We start from the raw sequence: 21,048 nt of genomic DNA, 5'->3' as shown, positions 1-21,048 counted from the left end.
TCCGGCAACAAAAACATGACTCGGTGCGACTTTCGCACCGAGTTTTTTTTGGCTAACACAGCCTCGGGCGTTCGGGCTTGTTCGGAGTAAATCCAGTATGCAGAAACTTACCACGCGCCAGCGTACCGTTGCCGCCCCCATCAGCTTCTCTGGTTATGGCGTCCACAGTGGCCAGCCAGTAACGCTGACCATCAAGCCAGCGGCGGCTGACAGCGGAATATCCATATCGCGCGAGCTGGGCGACGGCCGCGTGACTCTTCCCGTGCCCGTGCATTTCTCGCGCGTGACGCGCACGACCCTTTGCACCACGATCGATCTGGGCGACAGCGTCAGCGCTGCGACCGTCGAGCATGTGATGTCGGCTCTTTCGGGCATGGGCGTCGACAATGCGCTGATTACCCTGGATGGCAGCGAATGCCCGATCCTGGATGGCAGCGCGCGCCCTTTTGCCGAAGCCATCCTGCAGGTCGGTCTTGAGATCCAGCCCGCGCAGCGCAAGTTCCTCAAGGTCATCCGCGCCGTCACCGTGCGCAACAATGATGCCTTTGCGGCGCTTGAGCCCTATAATGGTCGCGCGCTCGATCTCGAGATCGATTTCGACTCCAAGGTTATCGGCCGCCAGCGCATGATCTTCGACTGGACCCCGCGCCGCTACTTCGAAGACGTGTCCCGCGCCCGCACCTTCGGCTTCGTTCGCGATGCCAAGATCCTGCGCCAGGCCGGCTACGCGCTGGGCTCCAGCCTCGACAATTCCATCACCGTCGACAATGACCGCATCCTCAATCCCAACGGGCTGCGCTACGAAGACGAGTTCGTGCGCCACAAGCTGCTCGACGCGATTGGCGACCTGGCGCTGGGCGGCCTGCCGATCTGGGGCCGCTTCCGTTCCTACAAGGGCGGCCACGCGCTCAACGCCCATGTTTTGTCGGGTCTCTTTTCGAGCGAAGCCAATTATGAAATAGTTAGCGCTGAAAATCTGCCGCTGGAGTTCGATGCGTTCGAGGATCAGCCGGCCGGATTGGCAGTCAATCACTACCTGCGGTCGGTTCGCTAGCCCCTTGGGGTGTCGTGCCGCGCCACAGTTTTGAACCAATTGCTAACTACGCCGCCACAACGGCATAGCTTTTAAGGACGGGGCACTTCGTGACACTTGACGTTATTGGTGGTTTCACCAGCCGAGCGGGCCGGATTTTGTCGGTTGCCCTGGTTGCGGTCGTGCTTGCCGGCTGCTCCGGCATGAATTTGTTCGGGCCCCCCAAGATCAAGGAAGCCCCGGTCATTCCGGCAGAAGCGCTTTACCAAAGGGCGCTCGACGACATGGACCGCCAGTATTTCCAGACCGCGATCAAGGGCCTGGAACAGCTCGATCGCCAGCACCCCGGCAATCCGCTGGTGGAAAAGTCCAAGCTGATGCAGGTCTATGCGAACTATCGCAGCGGCGAACTCGAAGAAGCCATTCTCGCGGCTGACCGGTTCCTCGCGCTTTATCCCAATGGCAAGGACGTGCCTTACGTTCTTTACCTCAAGGGCAATGCCTATTTCGCGCAGATCAAGGACATCACCCGCGACCAGCAATTGTCGCGCGATGCCATCGACACCTATAATCTGCTGGTCTCCAATTATCCTCAGTCCGAATACGCCAAGGACGCGCAGGAAAAGCTGCTGGTTGCCTATGACCAGTTGGCCGGCAAGGAAATGTCGGTTGGCCGCTACTATCTGGGCAATGGCCAGTATACCGCCGCCATCAACCGCTTCCGCACCGTGGTCGAAACCTGGCAGACCTCGACCCACATCGAGGAAGCCCTCTACCGCCTGACCGAAGCCTATCTGTTGCTGGGTCTCACCAACGAAGCGATGACCGCCGCCGCGGTGCTGGGCCACAATTATCCGTCCAGCAACTGGTACCAGCAGGCGTTTGCGCTGCTCGGCAAGCAGGGCCTGGCTCCCGCTGTCAACAGCGGCAGCTGGATGGCGGGCCTCCGCAACTAAGCTCAGGCGCACCTAAACCTCCCCCTCGCGGGGGAGGGTGTATCTTTCCACCGCGTCATTCCCGCGAAAGCGGGAACTTCCGTTGACGATGGTTCGAGGCTTGCGTTGTCGTGCCACGCTCGCCAGCAGTCCCTCTCTCTTTCAGGGGGAGGTTAGGTGGGGTTGTTTACAACCGCACTAAAGTGTTGCTAGTTTGTTCCGGGTCGCTAATATACGTTCCGGTTCGCTTATTCGACACATCAGAAATCAATTCGCCAGAGCAGCGCGGCAGGGTAGAAGCGGTCGCGAGCGCACACGGAATTTGGGAATGGTACGCGCATGCTGAACGCGCTTTCGGTTCGCAATATCGTTCTGATCGATCAGCTCGATCTGGCGCTCGATGGCGGCATGACGGTGCTGACCGGCGAGACCGGCGCGGGCAAGTCCATCCTCCTTGATGCTCTGACGCTAGCCCTTGGCGGCCGTGGCGACGCATCGCTGGTGCGCAGCGGGCATGACAGCGGGCAGGTGGTCGCCGTGCTGCAATTGTCGGCCGATCATCCAGCGCGCGCCGCCCTGCGCGACAATGCGATCCCGGACGACGAGGACATCATCCTGCGCCGCGTGCAATTCGCGGACGGCCGCACCCGCGCCTTCATCAATGACCAGCCCGTGTCGGCGGCCCTGCTGCAAAAGGTCGGTGCGCAGATCGTCGAAATTCACGGCCAGCACGATGATCGTGCCCTGGTGGATGTGGCCACTCACCGCGCGGCCCTCGACGCCTTCGGTGAACTCGAAGCCATGGCCCTCAAGGTGCGCGATGCCTGGCAGGATCTGGCCGACGCGCAGGAAGCGGTGACGGCCCAGAAGGCGCTCGTGGCCGAAGCCCTCGCTGCCGAAGATTATGCACGCCACACGGTTGAGGAACTGGGCAAGCTCAAGCCGCAGCCGGGCGAAGAGGAAGAGCTTGCCGAGCGCCGCCAGCACCTGCAGCAGGCCGAGCGCGCCGCCTCCGACGTTGTCGAAATCGACGACATGCTCAACGGTCCCTCTGCGCCCGGACCGGCGCTGGCCGGGTTGATGCGTCGCCTGATGCGCAAGATCGACGGCGGGGCGAGCCTGTTCCAGCCGCTGGTCGATACCCTGGACGGATCGCTCGCGGCGCTCGACCGGACAACCGACGCGCTGGAAGAGCTCAAGCGCGAAATGGCCTACGACCCCAACGAACTCGAAAGCGTCGAGGAGCGCCTTTTCGCCCTGCGTGCCGCAGCGCGCAAACACCAGACCAATTGCGATGGGCTGAGTGAAGTGCTGGCCAAATACTCGGCCGATCTCGAGACGCTGCAGAGCGGAGAAACCCGCCTCGTGGCGCTGGAGGCCGCCGAAGCCAAGGCAATGGAAGCCTATCGCAAGCTAGCCGATACCCTCAGCAAGGCACGCGCGAAATCCGCCGCGGCATTGGGCAAGGCGGTCGGCTCCGAATTGCCTGATCTCAAACTCGGCGCAGCCAAATTCATCGTCGATCACCAGATCGATTCCAACCGCATTGCCGCCTCCGGGTTCGATCAGATCGCATTCCATGTGCAGACCAATCCGGGCACGGCCGCAGGCCCTCTGCTCAAGGTCGCTTCAGGCGGCGAACTCAGCCGGTTCCTGCTCGCCCTCAAGGTGGTGCTGGCCGACCGTGGCTCGGCCCCCGTCCTGATCTTCGACGAAATCGACACCGGAGTGGGCGGTGCCGTCGCCGACGCCATCGGCCGGCGTCTGTCGCGGCTTGCCGGCAAGGTGCAGGTCCTCGCCGTTACCCATGCGCCCCAGGTCGCCGCCCGCGCCCAGCGCCATCTGCTGATCGAAAAGCAGGCCGTCAATGAAGGCGCCTTCATGCGCACCCACGTCAAGCCGCTCGACACCGACTCCCGCCAGGAAGAAGTCGCCCGCATGCTGGCCGGCGCCAAGGTGACTGACGAAGCAAGGGCAGCCGCGAGCAAGCTATTGAGCGAAGTGAGCTAGCCGCTCGCATATGCCTCAGCAGCCCTCATGGTGAGCCTGTCGAACCACGGGGGCGTGGCACCCATCGCGCTACCCCGCTACACCGCAGCCACCGGATCATTTCCCACCCACCGCATCATTCCCCCACCCACCACGTCATTCCCGCGAAAGCGGGAACCTCACTTGCTTGCTTTCCACCAAAACCAAGGTTCCCGCTTTCGCGGGAATGACTTCACGGTTAAATGGGGTTGTGTGTGATTGTTGAGTTGCGATCCAATGACCGACCTGTCCAAAAAACCCGTCGACGATCTCACCGAGCCGGAAGCCGATAGCGAGCTTGCCCGGCTCGCCGCCGCCATTGCCGCCGCCGACATCGCCTATCATCAAAACGATGCGCCCGAGATCACCGACGCGGAATACGACGCCATGCGCCGCCGCAACGACGCCATCGAGGAGGCCTTTCCCAATCTGGTGCGCGAGGACAGCCCCTCCATGTCGGTCGGGGCCCCGCCCGTCGAAGGTTTCAGCAAGGTGCGCCACGCCGTGCCTATGCTCAGCCTCGCCAAGGCCTACACCGATCAGGACGTGGTGGATTTCATCGAGCGGGGCCGCCGCTTCTTCCAGCGCGACGAGGGGCTGGACATCGCCTTCACCGCCGAGCCCAAGATCGACGGCCTCTCAGCCTCGCTGCGCTACGAAAACGGTGTCTTCGTGCAGGGCGCCACGCGTGGCGACGGCAGCGTCGGCGAGGACATCACCGCGAACCTGCGCACCATTGCCGACATTCCGGCAAAACTCAAAGGCTCCGGCTGGCCGCAAACTATCGAAATTCGCGGCGAGGTCTATATGACCTATGCCGAATTCCAGGCGCTCAAGGCCCGCTCGGCTGCGGCTGGCGGACCGGATTACGTCAACCCGCGCAACACCGCCGCCGGCTCGCTCCGCCAGAAAGACCCTTCCGTCACCGCCAGCCGCAATTTGCGCTTTTTCGCCTACGCATGGGGTGCCACCACCGAAGATCCTGCGCCAACACAATATGAAGCGGTGCAGAAGTTCGCCGACTGGGGCTTCCAGATCAGCCCGCTCATGGTCCGCGCCAAGTCGGTGGACGAACTGATCGCGCAGTACCGCCTGATCGAAGAGCAGCGCTCGTCCCTCGGCTACGACATCGATGGCGTCGTCTACAAGGTCGACCAGCTCGAACTGCAGCGTCGCTGGGGTTTCGTCACGGGCGAGCCGCGCTGGGCCGTCGCCCACAAATTCCCCGCCGAGCAGGCAACCACCACCGTCAGGCGAATCGATATTCAGGTCGGCCGCACCGGCACGCTGGCCCCCGTCGCACGTCTCGAGCCGGTGACGGTGGGGGGCGTAGTGGTCGAAAACGTCACCCTCCACAACGAGGATTATATCAAAGGCATCGACAGCAACGGCCTGCCGATTCGCGGCGATGAACCCATCGATATCCGCATCGGCGATACCGTGGTGATCCAGCGGGCAGGGGATGTCATTCCCCAGATCGTCCGGGTGGTGCTGGAAAAGCGCCCAGCCGATGCAGTCCCTTATGAGTTCCCGCACACCTGCCCGGTCTGTGGTTCACCCGCCACGCGGGAGCTCAACGAAAAGACCGGCAAGGAAGATTCGCGCCGGCGCTGCACGGGCGAGCTGATCTGCCCCGCACAGGCCATTGAGGGTCTGCGCCATTTCGTCTCGCGCGGGGCAATGGATATCGAAGGGCTGGGCGCGGAGAACATCGACCTGTTCTTCAATGCCGGCCTCGTGAAGACTGCCGCCGATATCTTCACCCTGCGCGACCGGCGGCCTGAAGTACAAAAGGCGCTCGCCGAACGGCGCGAGCAACAGGCGCGGCAACGCGAAGCCGTATCCGGCAAGACCCGCAAGAACGTGCGCAGCGTCGAGGATCGCAATTATGAAGGTCTCGACAAGCTCTTCGCCGCCATAGACGCAAGGCGCGAACCGGAGCTCGACCGCTTCATCTTCGCTCTTGGCATTCGCCATATCGGGGAAACCACGGCCGCCGCACTCGCCCGCACGTTTTCCACCATCGAGGAATTGATTCGCGTCGGCAAGGAAACCGCCGCCGCGGCCGATCCCAAGACGGTGTTTCCATCCATCGATGGCATTGGCGGCACGGTGATTGACGCGCTGGTCGATTTCTTCGGCAATGAGCGCAATGACGACGTTCTCGATGCGCTGCTCGCCCAGGTTCACCCCAAGCCCTACCTCGTCAGCGTATCAGCCGACAGCCTGGTCGCGGGCAAGACAGTGGTGTTCACCGGGAGCCTCGAAAAAATGTCCCGCTCGGAAGCCAAGGCCATGGCCGAACGGCTGGGCGCCAAGGTCGCGGGTTCAGTTTCGGCCAAGACCGATATCCTGGTCGCCGGTCCCGGCGCCGGGTCCAAGCTCAAGAGCGCCGAAGCACTCGGGGTCGAGGTAATCAGCGAAGACGAGTGGTTTGCCCGCGTCGGCAAATGATGGAGGCGGGACGATGAAGACCCCTATGATTCTGGCGACGACTTCCATTTTGCTCACCGGGACGGCCCAGGCCAGCGACACTCTCGCCGATCATCTCTATGGCGGGAAGGCAAAGCCGGGAATTTCGGCAGCAAAACAGGAGTGTGCCGGAGGCAAAACCGAAGCATGCTTTGCTCTGGGCATGTTCGAACTGGTGCATGCTTACGAGAATCTCGCAGCGGGCTTCTATCGCCATGGTGCCGTGCTGCCGACCGGCGCGCCGCTGTCCCTGGTGCTGGGAATGGACAATCCCGGCAACGCCACGCCAGCCAATCCGTCCCCCGAACCACTAAGCTACGAGCAACTCCGCGATCTGCTAAACAGCTTTGTTTTACAACTAGATAGCGCAAAGACGTCGTTCGAGAAAGCGGGCGAATCCGGCGATTATGTCATCACCATAGACCCGCTGCAGATCCGCATGGACCTCGACGGAAATGGCGAACGCAGCGAAGGCGAAACGCTCGGGGCGCTGCTGGCCCCATCCGGTCAAGTCTTTGATATACCATCTGAAATGCCGGATACCGACATAGGCTTCGACCGCGCCGACGCCATCTGGTTCGCCGGCTACACCCAGATTGCAGCCGCACCCATCGACCTCCTGCTGGCCCACGACTTTTCCGGCTTCTTCAACGCCTACCTGCACCGCGTCTTCCCCAAGGCCGGTCTGCCGATGCAAGCCCTTGATTCCACAGGCACATTGTTCATGGACGCCGAGAGCGATGCCGGCATCGCCGACATTATCGCCGCGATTCACACCCTCGATTTCCCCGTAACCGACCAGCAGCGCCTGGCCGGCGTACTGCAGCGGCTCAGGGCTATCACAGCCCTCTCCCGCCAAAACTGGGAACTCATTCTGGCCGAAACCGACGACAACCGGGAACTCGTCCCATCGCCCCGTCAAACGTCCCTGTTCGAAACCATGCCGGTGACGCAGGACATCGTAGACGCCTGGCTCTCTACGCTCGACACGGTCGATCAGGTGCTCGACGGCGAATTGCTGGTGCCGCACTGGCGCTTCGGCAAAGGTATTGATCTCAAACAGTATTTCGACACCGCAACCGAAACCGATCTGGTCCTGCTGCTGACCGGATCGGGCGCGTTGCCCTATCTGAAGGACGGCCCGATAGCCGATGCACAGAGTTTTGCGGAGGCGAACGAGACCCTCGGCGCAAACTGGCTCAACTACGCCTTCTGGTTCAATTAGGGGCCGTTCCAGAACTTTAGCGGGCAGATTTACAGTTGGGCAGTGGCGGTTTTGAGCCACTCCCGCACCTCGCCCGTCACCAACGGCCCGATTTCGGCCCAAACCCGCTGATGATACTTGTCCAGCCAATCACGCTCCTGTGCCGTCAGCAGTTCCACCGCGATCAGCCGCTTGTCGATCGGCGCGAGCGTTAGCGTCTCGAACTCCAGATAGTTCGGATACGCCGCCTCGACTACCGTGACGAGGTTCTCGATCCGGATGCCGTACTCGCCTTCCTTGTAGTAGCCCGGTTCGTTTGAAATGACGTTGCCCACTTCGAAGGGGGTCTGGTAGCGCGAGGAAATCCCCACCGGTCCTTCGTGAACACCCAGATAGGCGCCAACGCCGTGGCCAGTGCCGTGGTTATAGGTGACGCCGTCCTGCCATAGGAATTGCCTAGCCAGGATGTCGATCTGCGCGCCGCTCGTGCCCTTGGGAAAGCGGGCGGTGGAAATGGCGATCATCCCTTTCAGCACCCGGGTGAAGCGGTCACGCTGTTCGTCCGTGGCCGGCCCGCTGGCCATGGTCCGGGTAATGTCCGTGGTACCGGAGAGATATTGCGCCCCGCTATCCACAAGCATGATTTCGCCTGGGCTGAGGGTCCGGTCCGTCTTGGCAGTGACCCGGTAGTGAACGATGGCGCCGTTGGGACCGGAGCCAGAGATGGTGTCGAAGCTGGCATCGACGCAACTGTCGTCTTCACGGCGGAACGCCTCAAGCGCGCTGACAATCCCGATCTCCGTCAACTTGCCCTGGGGCGCATTGGCGTCGAACCAGTGGAGGAACTTGGCTAGCGCCACGCCGTCACGCTTGTGCGCCTCGCGCATGCCCGCAAGTTCAGCTTCGTTCTTGCGCGATTTCGGCAGTAGCACGGGATCGCGCTTTTCGATCAAGGTGGCCCCTGCTTCCTTGAGCTTAACCGCAATTGCTTCCGGCGCGCTGGCCGGATCGACCCAGACTGGTTTGCCGCTGGCGCCCAAACGGGCGAGATCGTTCGGCAGTTCGGCACTGCTGGCAACCTTGGCAAGCTCCGCGAGAGCTGTGCGGATTTCTTCCGTGATCTTGGTCGGGTCGAGATAAAGCGTTGCCATTCCGTTTGCCGGTACAATCGCAAATCCCAGCACGAACGGGGTGTTGGGCACATCGCGCCCGCGGATGTTGAACAGCCAGCAGATCGATTCGGGTAGCGTCAGCACCGTCGCGCCAGCGCCCTCAGCCTTCAGCGCATCCTGAATTTCGATCAGCTTATCCGCGGCGGTGCGGCCGGCGCGATTGTGACCCAGAAACTCGACAGCGCTGACTGGCGCACCCGGCCGATCCGTCCAGATCTGGTCCACCAGATTGGCTGTGGGGACCAGCGTGGCATGTCCCGCCAGCAGCGCGGCCATTTCGCGCACTTCGCCCGGCGTGTGGAGCCACGGATCATAGGCGATGGTGCTGCCGGCAGGGACGATGTTCCTCGCTTGGGCATTTAGGCCGCCGCGGTCTGTCTGCACGACAGTGACCAGCGCTGTATCGGTCTGTGCCGGTGCCTGCAGCGTATATCGGCTGTCGACGAAAAGTGCGGCCTGATCCGCGCCAATCAGAGCCAGCCCAGCCGAACCGGTGAAACCCGTGACATAGGCCAGCCGCGCTTCGCCTGGAGGCACCGACTCTCCTCGATGCGCGTCGGCCCGAGGCACGAGAAACCCGCCGACACCTGCCGACGCTATTGCTTTGCGCAATGCCGCAAGGCGCGGCGCAACATTCGCCCTGTCGGATTTCTCCTCGAAGCTCTGGAAAATGGCGGCTGGAAAGTTCTGGGTGGTCATAGTCAGTCAGGTTCCTGGACCGGGGTGCGCCCCAGTCATGGCTGGTGTGCTGGGCTGGGCATGGAATTTCGCCCGCGAATACCTAGCTTAGTCGCAGAACCAAGGAGAGCGAAGATGGGTAGAGACAAGAATTTCGTATCGCGTGCCTTCGACGCGCTGATTGCCGGCCGTGAACGCCAGGCGCGCCTCTATGTGGAACGGTTTGAACGCGACTACCGTAGCGGCAACCGCGAATTAACAAAGCGCTAAGGGGACTTGCGAGTCTTGCAGGGCTGGCTTGAGCAATCCGCTCTAACCAAACCTCGCGGCCTGGCCTATCTAGAGCACGACGGGGGCAATAGACCGTCACGGAAGTGCGTGGAGACTGGAATGACTGAGAGCAAAAATGATTTTCGCAAGGCGCTGGGGTCGGTTATCGACGCTCGTGGCCGCGAGTCGAGCCGTCAGGTCACCTATCGCATGCAGCATCAACTGATCGGCGCATTCACCAAGCGCCCATAAGGCCGCTGCAGGATAGAGCTGACGATCTGATTTTGATCCCCGGAGCATGCTTCGGGGATTTTGCTTTTTGGCGCACGCGGCAGAGCCGGCGCTATTTCATCTCGAGCATTAGCGTGGTCCACTCCTTGCGCTGCAGCTTCTGGGTCAGCGTCATGCCCTGACGCGCATAGGCGTTGATCACGCCGCGCGCCTGGTGCTGCAAAATGCCTGAAAGAATGATCGTCGCACCCTTTTGCGCCGCCTTCCCAACTGCCGGCGCCAATGCCATCAAAGGCCCGGCCAGGATATTGGCGACAATCAAGTCGTAAGGTCCGTTTTGTGCGATGGTGGGATGGGTTAAGCCCGTCGCTTCAATGGCGATAATGAGCTTGCCGACCCCGTTCTGTTCGGCATTCTCGATTGTCGTGGTCACCGAGATTGGGTCGATGTCGCTGGCGATGACCGGGGTGCGTGTGCGCTTGGCCAAGGCAATGGCCAGAACTCCGGTGCCGGTGCCCACATCCAGCATGCGCCGTGGCTTATTGCGCTTCAAAAGCTTGTCGATTGCTTCGAGACATCCCGTGGTTGTCTCGTGATGGCCGGTGCCAAAAGCTTGTGCTGCATCGATCTTCATCGGGGTCAGCCCGCCGGGAACGGGCGCGGTCTCGTGGCTGCCATAGACATAGAAGCCTCCGGCTATCACGGGCGCCAGGCCCTCAAGCGACTTGGCGACCCAGTTGACTTCTGGGTCGAGAGCGGTAACCGAAAACTGCACGTTCTGCCCAAGGACTTGTTGTGCCAGTTCGGCAAATGAATCCACCGGCGCCGGGCTGTCGCAGCCAGCTTCGAATATCCAAAGCCCGGTTTCCTCATTCTCGTGCGCGGAGGCGGTGAGCGCCAGATCGTCCCGCTCCATCACCGCATCGACCAGCGCATAGGCCTGGTCCTTGGTCAGTGGTGTGGATGAGATCTGGTCGACAGCCATGGCGAGTTTCCTTGTGCGTTGGCGCCTAGTTGCGCCAAGCGCCGCGCTCCGTCAATCCGGGAACTGTACTGGAGCAGGGAGGCTAAAGCCGCACGGCGGTGCCGGTTATCGACACCATCAGCATGGAGCCGTTCTGGCCGACCACTTCGTAGTCGAGATCAACGGCCACCACCGCGTCCGCTCCCAGGCGCTCGGCCTCGAAGCTCAGCTCTTCATAGGCCTGGCGGCGGGCGTCGCGCAACGCACCCTCATAGGCTCCGGCCCGGCCACCGACGATGTCGCGAATGCCGGCAAACAGATCCTTGAAGATGTTGGCGCCGACGATCACTTCGCCAGTGACGAGCCCGAGATACTCACGGATGGGGCGGCCTTCAAGCGTCGGCGTGGTCGAGATGATCATGCGATTTTCCTTCTTGAATTTGTTTCATCAGCCCTTGGTGATGAAGCTCTCCAGCACTTTCTTCCGGCCGGCCTTTTCGAAGTCGATGGTCAGTTTGTTGCCTTCGATCTCGGCGATATCGCCATAGCCGAACTTGAGATGGAATACCCGCTCGCCCTTGCCGAAGGCTGATCGGTCACTGCCCAGATCGACCGAGCGGGCAACCAGATCGCCATCGATGGTCAGGGGGCCGCCACCCTTGCGGGTGGACTGCTGGGCGCGGGCGCGTTGCCAGCCCGGCGTCTGGTAGACGCTTTCGAACGGATCGGCCTTGTTGAAGCGCGAGGTCGCGCCCCCACCATAGCCGTAGCCACCATAGGACGAGCCGGTGTCCTTGACCTCCACGGCATCGGCGGGAAGCTCATCAAGGAAGCGCGAGGGAATGGCGGATTGCCAGAGACCATGGATGCGTCGGTTTTGAGCGGCGGATATTCGCACACGCTTGCGGCCGCGAGTGATGCCGACATAGGCAAGACGGCGCTCTTCCTCGAGCCCCGCGCGGCCGCTCTCGTCCATCGACCTTTGGCTGGGGAAAGTGCCTTCCTCCCAGCCGGTCAAAAACACAGTGTCGAACTCCAGCCCTTTGGCACCGTGCAGTGTCATGATCGTAACTGCGTCGGCCGCTTCGTTGCTGTCGCGGTCCATGACCAGTGCGATGTGTTCCAGGAACCCGCCAAGGGTGTCGAATTCCTCCATGGAACGGCTCAGTTCCTTGAGGTTTTCCTTGCGGCCTTCCGATTCAACCGACTTGTCGGCACTGAGCATGTCGGTATAGCCGCTCTCTTCGAGGATCTGCTCGGCCAGTTCGAACGGCTTCAAGGTCTGGGAGCGGAGCGCCCAGTCATCGAACTGCCCAACCAGCGCCCGCAGCGTCGTACGCTGCTTGGGCTTGAGTTCCTCTGTATCGACCAGCATGCGAATGGCCGAGAGCAGGGGGACATTGGCGGCTCGGGCCGCAGCGTGCAGCAACTGAACCGTTGAGTCACCCAGGCCTCGCTTGGGGGTGTTGACGATGCGGCCCAGTGCAAGATCGTCAGCTGGCTGCGCAACGAGGCGCAAATAGGCGATGGCGTCGCGGATTTCCTTGCGCTCATAGAAGCGGGGGCCGCCGATGACGCGGTAGTTGAGGCCCAATGTGATGAAGCGCTCTTCGAATTCGCGCATCTGGAACGAGGCGCGCACGAGGATCGCCATGGAATTGAGGCTCTCGCTGGCGCGCTGATATTGCTCGATTTCTTCACCGACGGTGCGGGCCTCCTCTTCGGAATCCCACACCTGGGTGACGGAAATCGGTTCACCCTTATCCGCTACATCGGTCTGCAGCGTCTTGCCGAGCCGGCTTTCATTGAAGGCGATCAGGTTTGAGGCGGCCTTGAGGATGTTCGAGGTCGAGCGATAGTTGCGCTCCAGCTTGATCACCTTGGCGCCGGGGAAGTCCTTCTCGAAGCGGAGGATGTTGTCCACCTCGGCGCCGCGCCAGCCATAGATGGACTGGTCGTCGTCGCCTACAACGCAGATATTCGCCTCGCTGGCGGGTTTCCCCTGTGCCAGAAGCCGCAGCCAAAGGTATTGGGCGATGTTGCTGTCCTGGTATTCATCGACCAGCATGTACCGGAATTTCCGGTGATACTCGGCCAGCACATCTGGATTTTCCTTGAACAGCCGAATGCATTCGAGCAGCAAGTCGCCGAAGTCCGCCGCGTTGAGCGACTTCAGCCGAGCCTGATAATCGGCATAAAGCTTGGCGCCGCGGCCATTTGCATAGCTGCCACTGTCTGCCGGCGACACATCTTTGGGGAGCAGGCCCTTGTTCTTCCAGCCATCCATCATCGAGGCGAAAAGCTTGGCTGGCCAACGCTTCTCGTCGATATTGTCCGCCTCCAGCAATTGCTTGATCAGCCGGATCTGATCGTCGGTATCGAGAATGGTGAAGGAACTGGTGAGGCCCACCAGCCCGGCATGGGCACGCAGGATGCGGGCCCCGATGGAGTGGAACGTGCCCATCCAGGGCATCGACTCCAGACGCGGGACGAGCTTTTCGATGCGCTCCTTCATTTCCCGGGCGGCCTTGTTGGTGAAGGTCACCGACAGGATCTGGGAGGGCCTGGCCCGGTTGGTATTGATGATGTGGGCGATGCGGGTGGTCAGCACACGGGTTTTCCCCGTGCCGGCACCAGCCAGCACAAGTAGTGGACCCTCGGTGGACTCCACAGCGTCACGCTGTTCCTCATTGAGGCCGCTCAGATAATCGGGCGCCTGGTTCTTTCGGAACTGGCCGGTAATCGCGCCAGCGGACGGGCGATCGAGTGGGTGTGGTTCACCGGGCATCTATGGCCTTTCCATCGCTGCAGCCGGGGCGGGCAGGGCAGCGCGGGCATTGACGAATCTTGTTTTGTTCTGCCCGCAATATAGGGACTGACCAGGGCGATGTATAGAAGTCGGGCAGGCTGCCGGAGCCAGTTAAGCCGGCGTTCGGGCTGATTTGAGGCAAATACCAACCGCCGCAATGATGCAGGAGTGATCCGCAAGCCCTTCCAGTGCCAAGGTCTTGGCGTGTATTGGGGTGGCGGCGGGGTTGCGTGGAGCCGCCGCTAGCCTAAACTCCGCGCCAAGAATACGGATGGCCGCGCCCAAGTGCTCAATCGCATCTACATCATTATCGGCTTGCTTGCGATCATAGTGCTCGCTGGTGCCTTTGTCGCACCGCGCTTTATTCACTGGGGCGATTATCGCAGCCGCATGGAAGAACTTGCGACCAGCATGTTGGGTACGCCGGTCACCATCCGCGGCGAGATAGATTTTTCGCTTCTGCCACAGCCACGCCTCCAACTTGCCGATGTGCTGGTCGGCTCGCCCGAGGAGCCTGCCGCGACGGTCGACCGTATCGAGGCGGAGTTCTCGTTGCTGGACTTTCTGCGCGACAACTACAATGTGACCAAGCTGGTGCTGGTGGCGCCGGTTGTCGATTTTACGCTGGACGAGAGCGGCTTCTTCGGTAGTGGCGTCACGCTTGCCAGCAGCGGCTCGGTGGCATTGAGCCAGGCGAGCATCGAAGACGCAACCCTGCGGTTGATGGACCGCCGGTCGGGTGAAAACTTCGTGGCCAATGATGTGGATGGCGAGCTCAAGATCACGAGCTTTGCAGGTCCGTTCCAGTTTCAAGGCTCGGCCGTGTATCGCGATGGGCGCTATGGCGTCCGGTTCAACTCCGCTGCCATGGACAGCGCCGGCAACACTCGAGCCACGGCGACCCTGACGGGCGAGGCATATTCCCTGAGCGCCGAGGGCGTGCTCACGCCGGGCATGGCGCCCAAGTTCGATGGCACGATGGTTTACCGCCAGGAGCCGCCGGCCAGCGATGTCGCCGACGATATCCGGGGCGATCTGGTGCTGGAAAGCAAGGTGAGTGGGTCGACTGACCGGATCGTGCTGTCGGGATATACCCTGCAGCCGGACGAAAACCGGGCAGGAACCCGCCTGACTGGCGCCGCCAGCATCCAACTGGGCAGCCGCCGGAGCTTTGACGCGGTCATATCGGGCGGCGTGTTCAGCCTGCCGCCGCGCGACGCGAACGAGGATGCGGCAACCCAGCCTTATGAGCTGGTGCGGATGCTTGGCGAATTGCCGGCCCCGCTCGTTCCGCCCATGGAAGGGCGCGTGGGCATAGATCTGGCGGAGATCGGCCTGCGCGGCGTCGCCTTGCGGGATGTCCGGGTGGACGCCAATACGGACGGCAGCGCCTGGCAGGTGGAACAGTTCATCGCCCAATTGCCGGGCAACACCGAGCTACGCGCCAGTGGGCGACTGGCCAATGAAAACGATGCCGCGGCGTTCAACGGCCGCTTCTCGGTCAACAGCGAGAGGCTTGACGCTCTGGCGCAGATCTGGCGCAAGCCTGACGAGGCCAATGTGCTGTTCAACCAGCCCGGGCAGCTTGAGGGCGAAGTGCTGCTGGGGAGCGACGCGATAGGTCTCAACAACGGCATGCTGACACTGGCCGGCGGGACGCATGCGGTGGAGCTTCGGCTGGGGTTCGCCAATGAAAAACGGCTCGACCTGGTAGCCCATTTCGACGTTTTGGGTGCAGAGGGCAGTGCGCTGCTTGCGGCCCTGCTGCCTGACATCGCGGCGGGGCCCGCGTTCGGGATCAGCTTTCCTGACGGAAGTTTTTCGCTCACCAGTGAGAGCGCGCGCGTCCTTGGGCAGGATGGCACTGATCTGGTGGCCGAGGGGCAGTGGGGCCCCGGCCGCGTCGAGGTGGAACGGTTGGCTGCGGCCGATTGGGGTGGAGCAAGTTTTGATGCCGCGCTCAGCCTTGGCGGCACGATGGAGGCGTCGCAGGTATCGGGCTCGGGGCGCCTTGCTGTTTCCGACGCCGCAGCTCCGGCACTCACCGCGATCTATGAGTTCCTGCGTGTGCCCGAAGGCTGGCGAACGGCCTTGGCGCCTTCGATGCCTGCCGACCTGACGGTCGATTTGACGGCACCTGCGGACGGGGGCCAGCAGGTCCTGACGGTGCGGGGGCCGCTTGGCGCCGGCAATATGCACCTGCGGGCCGAGTTGGATGGTGGCATCGCCGCCTGGTCTTCCACTGCCTTGCGATTGACTGCCTCCCTGGAGGGAGAAGACCCAGCCGCCCTGACGCGTCAAGTGGGTTTTGGCGACGCGGAAATTTTTCAGGACGAGGGCGTGCTGGTGGCCACGAGCTTGCAAGGCACGCCCGCGGAAGGGCTGAGTGGTTCGATCAACGCCAGTTCGGGGGACGAAAGCGTCGGGTTTGCTGGCGAGTTGCTGCAATCGGCGGAGGGTGAACTGCAAGGCACCGGGCGGCTCAACGTCAATCTGCTGGATGTCGGGGCGCTAGCGCAGATCGTTGGCGCGCGTGGCTTGGGCCTCCCTCACGCCAATGCCGCGGCGGATCTGCATTTCGAGGGTGAGCGGCTGGCGCGGTTGACCGGCATCGCCGGAACGTCCGGCGAAACGGGTTTTTCCGGGGAGCTTTCGCTGTCCCGCACCGGCGATACTGCAGCGGTGGCTGGCGCGTTGACGATAGATACGGTTTCGGTGGAGGGTCTCGCGGCGACGCTGTTTGGTCCTGCGGCACTGGTGCCGGGGGCTTCTGTTTGGTCGGAGGGGCCGATCACCATTGGCCGGGACGCTCGCCAAACGCGCGGCACCGTAACGGTGGGTGCCAGTTCACTCACCGCTGGCGGTACGCCGAAGCTGGGCGCTACCAGTTTCGAGCTCAGCTGGGACGAAACCAGGTTCCGCCTGGGGCGCTTCGAAGCAGCGCTGGGAGACGGCTCGATCAATCTCGATTTGACCGTTTGCTGCGCTGGTCCGCTTAGCGAAAAGACCATCGACGGACGGCTGGGCGTTGTGAACGCCGCGATCAATGCGCTGGCGCCCGGTGCTATCAGCGCCTCGATGAGCGGCATCCTCGATGCAGGCGTGCAGTTCGAAGCAACGGGAGCAAGCCTGGCCGAGGCGGTCGACGTACTCGCCGGCGAAGGCAGCTTCACCATTTCGGATTTTGCGGTGAACGGGCTTTCGCCTCGCGTGTTCCCCGACATTGCCGGGCTAGAGGATGTTCTGGAAACGGAAGCGGATACGATCGGTACGCTTGTTGGCCTGTCGCTAGGACAGGGCAGCTTCGCTTCACCATCGGCTTCGGGAACCTTCACGGTTGCAGGCGGCGTGGCCCGAATGACCAATTTTATCGTGGAAGGAAATGGCGGGCGGCTGGCCGGCGATATCAGCCTTGCACTGCCCAGTCTCGGGCTCGACGGCAGTTTCGTGCTTACGCCGCTGGGGTTCGATGATCCCGACGGGCTGGTGCGCAACGACACCGCGCGGATCATCACGCGTATCGCGGGTACTCTTTTGGTGCCGGACGTAGCGCTGGATCTTGCGGAAATGGTTGCTGCCATTCAGGTGCGTGCCAACGAGATCGAGGTGGATAGATTGGAGACCTTGAGGGCCGAAGATGCCGAGCGCCAAAGGGCTGCAGCCGAAGAGCGAAACCGGCTGATCGAGCAGCAACGTCAGCGCGCCGCAGCGGAAGCCGAACGCCTGGCAGCCGAAGAGGCCGCACGACAGCAAGCGGAAACGGAGGCCGAAGCACAGCGCCTTGAGGAAGAACGTCTGGCGCGCGAGCTGCAGCTGCAACAGCAGACGCCAGTCGCCCCCAGTCCACCGTCTGCGGAGCCTTTGAATCTCGGATTTCAGCCGATGGTCAACCTGCCCTTGGGGAACGCTGTCAATCAGCCGTTTTAGTTCGTTCCATCTGGCCTTGATACCAGGCAAGGACGGCGAGCCGCGCGGCGGACGACAGGTTTGTGGTTTCCCGGCTCTCATCGATGCTGCGGATCAGGGCAGCCATGGTTTGCCCCGATTGGCTCGCCATAGTTTCAAGCGCCGCCCAGAATTGCGGTTCGAGCGCTATGGATGTGCGGTGTCCGGCGATCGACAAGGATCGCTTTTCCATCAGCGAACTATCAGGGTTTCTTGCGGAAGGCGTCGAGGCTCACAACCTTTTCGCCCGGTTTTTCGCCTTCGGTCGCGGGTGTAGCAGCTGCTGCGTTCACCGCATCATCCGCCTCCGCCTCGGCTGCCGATGCGCCCGGCGCTGTCGCCGGGTCGAACTGCAACCCGAACTGGACGGATGGATCAAAAAAGCCCTTTACGGCCGAGAACGGTATGACCAGCGTTTCCGGAATGCCGTCGAAGGACAGGCCAACCTCGAAGCCGGTCTCGTTGACCTTGAGGTCCCAATACTGGTTCTGGATGACGATCGTCATTTCCTTGTCATACTGGCCGAGCAGTTTCTCGCTCAAGCGCACACCCGGAGCGCGCGTGGCAAAGGATATGAAGAAGTGATGCTCGCCCGGCAGGCCGGTCTTGGCGACTTCGGACAACACCTTGCGCACAACGCCGCGCAGGGCTTCCTGAGCGAGAATGTCGTAGCGCATATGGTCTTCGGCCATGGTCACCCTTCCGGTGCTGAGAAAAACGAATCCCGAACGGCCCATATCAGCCTCACGTTCCATGAGAATTCAAGGAGAAAGGGGCTTTGGCAAGCAAGTTTGAAGAGGGAAGGTGCAGGCTTCTGTTGCCAGGTGCCTGCGGACCCCGCCTGTCAGCCGGCTAGGGCTGGAGGACTTAATTTCCCAATGCTAGCACTGCTTACGCAGCGAGAGCGACTGGAGCCTTATGGTTGTCATTTGCAACTATAAGTTTCGGACCGATAACGGTGGTACCTCACCGAGCAAAAGCACACCCTTTACGCCCTCGTCGATCCTGTTTCGCCCCCATTGGCTGCCCGGATGATCCGGGGAGATGGTGGAGGCGCCGGGTACTGCCCCCGGGTCCGAAAGGTTTATTACGATGACAGTTTATCGCCATAGCTCTTGCGAGCCCTCCCTATATAGGCGCCGCGAAGCCTGATGCAAATGGCCCGGCGGGAAAAATTGGCGGAAAACTGCGCAAATGGCGGCTGAAGCGACCGAATCGAACTACACATGGGATCATGCAGCCCTATCTCAAGCTCCTCTCCGACATTCTCGATACTGGGGTCGACAAGTCCGATCGCACAGGTACGGGCACGCGCAGCCTTTTTGGCTACCAGATGCGGTTCGACCTGGCACAGGGGTTCCCCCTGCTCACCACCAAGAAGCTGCACCTGAAGTCGATCGTGTACGAACTGCTCTGGTTTATCCGGGGCGAAACCAATGTGCGCTGGCTGCAGGAGCACGGCGTCAAGATATGGGACGAGTGGGCCGACGAGAACGGCGATCTCGGGCCCGTCTATGGTTCGCAATGGCGTAGCTGGCCGGCGCCCGACGGACGCAAGATCGACCAGTTGGCCAATGTGATCGAGTCCATCAGGACCAAGCCGGATTCGCGCCGCCACATCGTTTCAGCGTGGAATCCGGCGGAAGTTGACGAGATGGCGCTGCCGCCCTGTCATTGCCTGTTCCAGTTCTATGTCGCCAATGGCAAGCTCAGCTGTCAGCTTTACCAGCGCTCTGCAGATACATTTCTGGGGGTGCCGTTCAACATCGCGTCATACGCTTTGCTGACCCACATGGTGGCGCAGGTCACGGGTCTGGGCGTTGGCGATTTCGTGCACACTTTTGGGGATGTGCATCTTTATTCCAATCATTTCGAGCAGGCCAAGCTGCAGTTGACGCGGGAGCCACGGGCTTTGCCGGCGCTCAGGATAAATCCCGCGGTGACGCGGCTGGAAGATTTTGTTTTCGAAGATTTCGAGTTCGAAGGTTACGATCCGCATCCGCATATCAAGGGTGCTGTTTCCGTTTAGGGTATGCTGAGAGTCAACGCCCCGGCCTCATTCCCGCCTAAGCAACCGCGGCGTCATTCCCGCGAAAGCGGGAATCTCACTTCCCTTCGGCACAAAAGTGAGATTCCCGCTTTCGCGGGAATGACGCCGGGGAACTGGGAATGACGCCGCGGACTGGGAGTGACGTCGGGAAAACGGGAATGACGTCGGGTGAAGCGGGATGACGCTGGGCAAGGCGGCAAGAAGTTCAAAGGACCATATGAACAACGATCTCACCATCCGACCTGCCATTGCCTCTGACGCCGGCCTGATTGTCGATTTCATCAGGGCCCTGGCTGAATACGAGAAGCTAGGCGACCAGGCCCAGGCAACGCCGGCTGATATCGCCCGCGATCTGTTCTGCCCCGATCCAAAAATCTTCTGCGAAATTGCGGAGTGGGATGGCAGGCCGGTGGGCTTTGCGCTCTGGTTCTATACCTATTCCACTTTCCAGGGCCGTCACGGCATCTGGCTCGAGGATTTGTTCGTTGATCCGTTTAAGCGCGGCAAAGGCATCGGCAAGGCCTTGCTGGTTCATCTCGCGCGGCGGTGCGTAGCGGAAAGTCTGGGGCGCTTTGAATGGTGGGTGCTCGACTGGAACGAGCCGAGCATCGAATTCTACAAGGCGCAGGGCGGCGTGATGCAGGACGAGTGGACCAAGGTCCGCGTAGAAGGCCCGGCGCTGCAGAAACTGGGGGCGGCATGACAATCAAGATCGCGATAATCGCCGGGGTTGCCGAGAACGGTGTGATCGGCAGCCACCAAACTATACCCTGGCGCATTCCGTCCGACTTTGCCTATTTCAAACGGACGACGCTCGGAAAACCCATTGTCATGGGGCGCAAGCAATATGAAACTGTAGGCAAGCCCTTGCCTGGCCGCACCAATATCGTCATCACCCGGCAGCAGGAATATCAGCCGGATGGCGTCCTGGTCTTCACGGATGTGGAGGAGGCTATGAAAAAGGCCGCTGACATCGCGCGAGCCGACGGTGTCGACGAGATCATGGTCATCGGTGGTGGCGATCTATATCGCCAGCTGATGGACCGGGCCGACCGGCTCTATATCAGCCATATCGACCTTGCGCCGGAAGGCGATGTGCTCTTCCCGCCGATCGATCCGCTGGAGTGGGCGGTAGTAGATTTGCCGGAAGTCGAACCCAGTCCCAAGGACGAGGCAACCTACCGCGTCAAAGTGTACGAGCGGCGTAAAGCTTCCGCGCATTGATCGCGCAGCGCGCTTGCCTATATAAGTCCTCAA

At 61.6% G+C, this 21,048-nt stretch carries 17 protein-coding genes and 1 other RNA gene; 11 read left to right on the top strand and 7 right to left on the bottom strand.

Annotated elements, in window-relative coordinates; genetic code table 11:
* Positions 1 to 97 precede the first annotated feature (97 nt).
* The 5 genes from lpxC (at position 98) to C8264_RS11610 (ending at position 7,693) form a co-directional block, all read left to right on the top strand.
* Positions 98 to 1,054, top strand: a complete 957-nt coding sequence (lpxC, locus tag C8264_RS11630; protein WP_108461152.1) for a UDP-3-O-acyl-N-acetylglucosamine deacetylase — start codon at positions 98 to 100, stop codon at positions 1,052 to 1,054.
* 89 nt (positions 1,055 to 1,143) lie between these two features.
* Positions 1,144 to 1,989, top strand: coding sequence for an outer membrane protein assembly factor BamD (locus C8264_RS11625; RefSeq protein WP_108461151.1), 846 nt, complete (start codon positions 1,144 to 1,146; stop codon positions 1,987 to 1,989).
* A gap of 318 nt (positions 1,990 to 2,307) precedes the next feature.
* Positions 2,308 to 3,978, top strand: a complete 1,671-nt coding sequence (gene recN / locus C8264_RS11620; RefSeq protein WP_108461150.1) for a DNA repair protein RecN — start codon at positions 2,308 to 2,310, stop codon at positions 3,976 to 3,978.
* A gap of 264 nt (positions 3,979 to 4,242) precedes the next feature.
* Positions 4,243 to 6,450: an NAD-dependent DNA ligase LigA gene (gene ligA / locus C8264_RS11615; protein WP_108461263.1), complete on the top strand. Its 2,208-nt coding sequence runs from the start codon at positions 4,243 to 4,245 to the stop codon at positions 6,448 to 6,450.
* 13 nt (positions 6,451 to 6,463) lie between these two features.
* The gene (locus C8264_RS11610) at positions 6,464 to 7,693 is read left to right on the top strand and encodes a hypothetical protein (RefSeq protein ID WP_162783595.1); all 1,230 of its coding nucleotides are present in this window, start codon (positions 6,464 to 6,466) and stop codon (positions 7,691 to 7,693) included.
* A gap of 29 nt (positions 7,694 to 7,722) precedes the next feature.
* Here the strand turns inward: C8264_RS11610 and C8264_RS11605 are convergent, their stop codons facing one another.
* Positions 7,723 to 9,543: an aminopeptidase P family protein gene (locus C8264_RS11605; RefSeq protein WP_108461148.1), complete on the bottom strand. Its 1,821-nt coding sequence runs from the start codon at positions 9,541 to 9,543 to the stop codon at positions 7,723 to 7,725.
* Between the two features lie 114 nt (positions 9,544 to 9,657).
* Between C8264_RS11605 and C8264_RS22725 the strand changes: the two genes are divergently transcribed.
* Complete coding sequence (locus tag C8264_RS22725; RefSeq protein WP_281261445.1) at positions 9,658 to 9,792, top strand: hypothetical protein; 135 nt, start codon at positions 9,658 to 9,660, stop codon at positions 9,790 to 9,792.
* A gap of 120 nt (positions 9,793 to 9,912) precedes the next feature.
* Positions 9,913 to 10,044 (top strand): hypothetical protein, encoded by a 132-nt coding sequence (locus C8264_RS22720; RefSeq protein ID WP_281261444.1) that lies wholly within the window; start codon positions 9,913 to 9,915, stop codon positions 10,042 to 10,044.
* Between the two features lie 91 nt (positions 10,045 to 10,135).
* Here C8264_RS22720 and C8264_RS11600 read toward each other — a convergent pair whose 3' ends face one another.
* The 3 genes from C8264_RS11600 to C8264_RS11590 all read right to left on the bottom strand — a co-directional run bounded on the left by C8264_RS11600 (position 10,136) and on the right by C8264_RS11590 (position 13,775).
* A complete protein-coding gene (locus C8264_RS11600) occupies positions 10,136 to 11,008 on the bottom strand; it encodes a 50S ribosomal protein L11 methyltransferase (RefSeq protein ID WP_108461147.1) in 873 nt (290 codons plus the stop codon).
* Positions 11,009 to 11,090: 82 nt separating this feature from the next.
* Positions 11,091 to 11,408, bottom strand: a complete 318-nt coding sequence (locus tag C8264_RS11595) for a heavy metal-binding domain-containing protein (RefSeq protein ID WP_108461146.1) — start codon at positions 11,406 to 11,408, stop codon at positions 11,091 to 11,093.
* 27 nt (positions 11,409 to 11,435) lie between these two features.
* The gene (locus tag C8264_RS11590) at positions 11,436 to 13,775 is read right to left on the bottom strand and encodes an ATP-dependent helicase (protein WP_108461145.1); all 2,340 of its coding nucleotides are present in this window, start codon (positions 13,773 to 13,775) and stop codon (positions 11,436 to 11,438) included.
* Positions 13,776 to 14,081: 306 nt separating this feature from the next.
* Between C8264_RS11590 and C8264_RS11585 the strand changes: the two genes are divergently transcribed.
* A complete protein-coding gene (locus tag C8264_RS11585) occupies positions 14,082 to 17,723 on the top strand; it encodes an AsmA family protein (RefSeq protein WP_108461144.1) in 3,642 nt (1,213 codons plus the stop codon).
* Here the strand turns inward: C8264_RS11585 and C8264_RS11580 are convergent.
* From C8264_RS11580 to ssrA, 3 genes are all read right to left on the bottom strand, one after another.
* Complete coding sequence (locus C8264_RS11580; protein WP_108461143.1) at positions 17,707 to 17,934, bottom strand: ribbon-helix-helix domain-containing protein; 228 nt, start codon at positions 17,932 to 17,934, stop codon at positions 17,707 to 17,709. The genes C8264_RS11585 and C8264_RS11580 overlap by 17 nt on opposite strands.
* A 10-nt stretch (positions 17,935 to 17,944) precedes the next feature.
* Positions 17,945 to 18,433 (bottom strand): SspB family protein, encoded by a 489-nt coding sequence (locus tag C8264_RS11575; RefSeq protein WP_108461262.1) that lies wholly within the window; start codon positions 18,431 to 18,433, stop codon positions 17,945 to 17,947.
* Positions 18,434 to 18,544: 111 nt separating this feature from the next.
* Positions 18,545 to 18,903, bottom strand: a transfer-messenger RNA (tmRNA) gene (ssrA, locus tag C8264_RS11570).
* Positions 18,904 to 18,975: 72 nt separating this feature from the next.
* Between ssrA and C8264_RS11565 the strand changes: the two genes are divergently transcribed.
* From C8264_RS11565 to C8264_RS11555, 3 genes are all read left to right on the top strand, one after another.
* Positions 18,976 to 19,770 (top strand): thymidylate synthase, encoded by a 795-nt coding sequence (locus C8264_RS11565; protein WP_108461142.1) that lies wholly within the window; start codon positions 18,976 to 18,978, stop codon positions 19,768 to 19,770.
* 238 nt (positions 19,771 to 20,008) lie between these two features.
* On the top strand, positions 20,009 to 20,494 hold the full coding sequence (locus tag C8264_RS11560; protein WP_108461261.1) for a GNAT family N-acetyltransferase: 486 nt from the start codon (positions 20,009 to 20,011) through the stop codon (positions 20,492 to 20,494).
* Complete coding sequence (locus tag C8264_RS11555; RefSeq protein WP_108461141.1) at positions 20,491 to 21,015, top strand: dihydrofolate reductase; 525 nt, start codon at positions 20,491 to 20,493, stop codon at positions 21,013 to 21,015. Before C8264_RS11560 ends, C8264_RS11555 begins: the two co-directional genes overlap by 4 nt.
* The last annotated feature ends 33 nt before the right edge of the window (positions 21,016 to 21,048 follow it).

Origin of the sequence: Devosia naphthalenivorans, assembly GCF_003056355.1 — a bacterium.
Lineage (GTDB): Bacteria > Pseudomonadota > Alphaproteobacteria > Rhizobiales > Devosiaceae > Devosia > Devosia naphthalenivorans.
Note: the sequence above shows the minus strand (reverse complement) of the source record. Positions and strands in the feature narration are given on the sequence as shown.